The sequence below is a fragment of the Paratractidigestivibacter sp. genome (assembly GCF_052362415.1).
Classification (GTDB): Bacteria; Actinomycetota; Coriobacteriia; order Coriobacteriales; family Atopobiaceae; genus Paratractidigestivibacter.
On record NZ_DAWEMK010000014.1, the window covers coordinates 2,651 to 6,629 of the forward strand.

At 67.2% G+C, this 3,979-nt stretch carries 2 protein-coding genes and 1 tRNA gene; 2 read left to right on the plus strand and 1 reads right to left on the minus strand.

Annotated elements, in window-relative coordinates; all coding sequences use genetic code 11:
• Nucleotides 1–149: 149 nt before the first annotated feature.
• Nucleotides 150–226, minus strand: a tRNA-Arg gene (locus ACT84W_RS02640).
• Between the two features lie 178 nt (nt 227–404).
• Between ACT84W_RS02640 and ACT84W_RS02645 the strand changes: the two genes are divergently transcribed.
• Together ACT84W_RS02645 and ACT84W_RS02650 are read left to right on the plus strand one after the other, a co-directional pair.
• On the plus strand, nt 405–2,858 hold the full coding sequence (locus ACT84W_RS02645) for an HAD-IC family P-type ATPase (protein ID WP_444328118.1): 2,454 nt from the start codon (nt 405–407) through the stop codon (nt 2,856–2,858).
• A gap of 162 nt (nt 2,859–3,020) precedes the next feature.
• The gene (locus tag ACT84W_RS02650; protein ID WP_444328119.1) at nt 3,021–3,965 is read left to right on the plus strand and encodes a zinc ribbon domain-containing protein; all 945 of its coding nucleotides are present in this window, start codon (nt 3,021–3,023) and stop codon (nt 3,963–3,965) included.
• Nucleotides 3,966–3,979 lie beyond the last annotated feature (14 nt).

The window sequence follows — 3,979 nt, forward strand, 5'->3', positions numbered from 1 at the left end:
CCCCTTGTTCGCTAGACGATTAACACAAGTCTGCAAATGTTAGCACGGGGAGACTCTGGAACAATTCCAGGTAACAAAAGCGTTGCGTAGCGCGCGGTCATGAAGCTCAGGCCATGAAAAAGGCCCCGAAATCGGGGCCGAGAGTGCTTTGGTGCGCCCAGGGGGGTTCGAACCCACGACCTTCTGCTCCGGAGGCAGACGCTCTAATCCACTGAGCTATGGGCGCAATGCGTATGGCAGTATAGCGCATCGCGGCGCCAAACCTCAACGAGCGGTTACGACTTCGTAAGCAAACCGTGCGTTCAGGCCGGCTTGGCCGCCTTACGCTACCATTGACTGGTGTGCACGGATTCGCCGGCCGCGGGCCTCGACCCCGGCTTTCTTTTATGTAAAGAGGGACAATAATGACTGAGCAGGGCAGCAAGCTCTTTGGCCTCACGTCTGCCGAGGTCGCCGAGCGCGTCGCGGACGGCCGGGTCAACCACGACACCGACGTCAAGACCAAGTCGATCTGGCAGATCCTCGCGGCCCACGCGTTCACGCTGTTCAACGGCGTCAACCTCGCTATGGCCCTGTTCATCTCGTTCACGGGGCAGTACCGCAACCTGTTCTTCCTCTTCATCGTCGGCGCGAACCTCGTCATCGGCGTCTTCCAGGAGATCCGTGCAAAGCACATGGTCGACAAGCTCTCGATCATGACCCAGAAGCAGGTCGCGGTGATCCGCGAAGGCGCAGAGGTAGCCATCGCCCCCTCCGAGCTGGTGATCGACGACCTGATGCGCCTCTCGCACGGCGACCAGGTCCCCGCGGACAGCGAGGTCGTCAGCGGCAACGTCTACTGCGACGAGTCCCTGCTCACCGGCGAGTCGGTGCCGGTGGCCAAGGCCCCGGGCTCCGAGCTGTTCTCCGGCAGCTTCATCGAGAGCGGCAGCCTCGTCGCCCGCGTGACCAAGGTCGGCCGCGACGGCTATGCCGCGAAGATCAACGCGGAGGCAAAGTACGTGAAGGACGTCAAGTCCGAGATCCTCGCGACCTTGAAGGCCATCATCCGCCTCGGCACCATGGTCCTTGTCCCGCTCGGTATCGGCCTCTTTGTGCGGACGATCCTCATGGACGGCTCCACGGTCAACGAGGCCATCCTCTCGACCACCTCCGCCGTACTCGGAATGATCCCCCAGGGTCTCGTCCTGCTCACCTCGTCGGTCCTCGCCATCGCGACCACCCGCCTGGGTTCGCGTGGGGTCCTCGTCCAGCAGTCCTACTGCGTCGAGACCCTCGCGCGCGTGGACACGCTCTGCCTCGACAAGACGGGCACCATCACCTCCGGCGAGATGGAGGTCGCCCACGTCAGCTGCGCGCCCGGCTCGACCGATGCCGAGGCCGTCGCCGCGTTCGCCGCCATCGCGGCCGCCAACGCCTCCGACGCAAACGAGACCGCCAAGGCCCTGCTCGCCTTCGCGGGCGACTGCGAGGGGCTGCGCGCCGAGGGCACAGGCAAGAAGGACCCAGAGCCCCAGATCGCGCGCGCGGTCGCCTTCAGCTCGGCGCGCAAGTACTCCGGCTGCGTGCTCGCCGACGGTCGCTCTCTCGTGATGGGCGCCGCGCAGTTCGTGCTGGGGGAGTCCCGCACCCCTGAGGCCGACGCGCTCTGCGGCGGCTTCGAGGACATCGAGCGCCGCATGGTCGTCTGCGAGTGCGACGGCTTTACCGACGACGACGGCATCGTGGGCGAGCCGCTCCTCATCGCCTGCGTCGGCATCCGCGACAAGATCCGCGACTCCGCCCCCGAGACCATGAGCTACTTCATCGACCAGGGCGTCGAGCTCCGGGTGATCTCGGGCGACGACCCGCGCACGGTCTCCGCCATCGCGCGGCTCGCCGGCGTCCCGCGCGCCGACCTCATGGTCGACGCCTCCACGCTCGACACCCCGCAGAAGCTGGAGGAGGCGGCCGCGAAGTACCGTGTCTTCGGCCGCGTCACCCCGCAGCAGAAGCGCGAGCTCGTCTGCGCCCTGCACCGGCTCGGGCGCACCGTGGCCATGACGGGAGACGGTGTGAACGACGTGCTCGCGCTGCGCGAGGCCGATTGCTCGGTCTCGATGGCCTCAGGCTCGGCCGCCGCGCGCAACGTGTCCGAGATCGTGCTCGCCGACAACGACTTCAGCCACATGCCCGAGGTCGTCGCGGAGGGCCGCCGCTCCATCAACAACCTCCAGCGCTCCGCGTCGCTCTTCCTCGTGAAGACGGTCTTTACCGCGGTGCTCGCGCTCATCTGCATCATCCTGCCGCCCTACCCGTTCATCCCCATTCAGATGTCGCTCATCTCGACGACGGTCATCGGCATTCCGTCGTTCGTGCTCGCCCTCGAGCCGAACAAGGAGCGGGTCAGCGGCAACTTCCTGGCCAACGTGCTCTCGCGCTCGCTGCCGGCGTCCTGCTCGATCATCGTGTTCCTGCTGCTCGAGCTCGTGCTGGGGCGCTTGCTCGGGCACGACTTCGACGAGATCTCGACGGTCTGCATGATCATCACGATCGTCGTCGGCCTCGCGCTCATCTTCCGCATCTCTCAGCCCTTGACCGCGCTTCGCCGCGCCCTCATCGTCTCGATGGCGGCGCTGGCCGTCGTGGCCTGCACGGTGTTCGGATCCTTCTTCCTCGTGGTCGCGCTGCCTGCCGACGTCGCCGTCGCCACCGCCGTGTTCTGCGTTCTCGCGGTCATGCTCTTCGATCGGCTCTCGGCCCGCTTCGAGCGCAACGCCGACTCGAACCGGCTGCTCATCGCCGCTGCCGAGAAGATCGAGTCCGGCGTCCCCGTGCCCCGCGCTGCCCTCCCGAGGGACGAGCGCAAGCGCGGCTAGGCGCGCCGCGGCCCTTCTCGCCCTTGCCGGCCCTGCGCGCTCGCGCCCTCCCGGTCGCCCCTGCTGCTCCCGCCGCTTTGCTCTGTGTTGTTTTTGCTCAGCCGCCCGGCGGGGCGTACCCTGAATTCCCGAGTTGTCCGAAACCCCACTGGAGGCCGGCCGTTGATCTGCCCCAATTGCCACAAAGAAGTCCCCGACGGATCTTTCGAGTGCCCGTACTGCTCCGAGGCCCTCTGCGCCACGCAGCGCATCGACCTGGGCGAGCTGTCCTGGTGCGGCGTCTGCGGCGCGCTCGTCCCGCCCGGGGCCTCCTGCTGCCCTAAGTGCGGCTCGCCCGTCCCCGGTGCCCGCCGCGGCCGCCACGAGGCTCCGTGCGAGGAGCGCCGCGAGCAGGAGCCGGGGCTCGAGAGCGCCATCCCCCCGACGGGCCCCGACGCGGTGACCGCCACCTCGGCCAACGACATGCTCCCGCGCTTGAAGCAGTTCATCGTCGCCGCCATCGCGGCCATCGCCATCGTCGGCGGCACCGCCGTCGCCATCACGCACCCGTGGGACCCCAACGCCAACGACATCTCCGCAAAGACCCCGATGGACACCTCCGAGGCAGGAAACCCCGACGAGGTCTCGTCCCTCGACGCCCAGGACAAGGACGAGCGGGCCGCCCAGACGGACGCCGCTGCCGAAGACCCCATCTTCGACTCGCTGAGCTCCGACTACCAGAAGCTCGTCGAAGACGAGAAGAAGGTCACCGCGAGCGAGGGCGACCTCAAGTCGAAGGGCGTCTCGGGAACCGCCGAGGAGCGCTCGGCGTGCCTGCTCGCGATCAAGGACGTCTCGCTCGACGTCTCCAACACCATCAGCTCGATCTCGTCGACCTCTGACGGCGCCGGCGTATACGCGGACGACAAGACGAACCTCACGAGCCTCGGCAACTGGCTGCGCAACCGCTGCGACGCCCTCAGCGCCGCCTGGGAGCTCTCGTCCTCGAGCGCGGACCCCGCCTCGGCGCAGGACCAGATCCTCGCGAAGATCTCCGGCAACGGGTACTACAAGACGCTGTTCGACCAGAACGTCGACGCCTGGAAGCCGGTCTCGAGGGCTTCTTAGCAAGATTAGGGTGC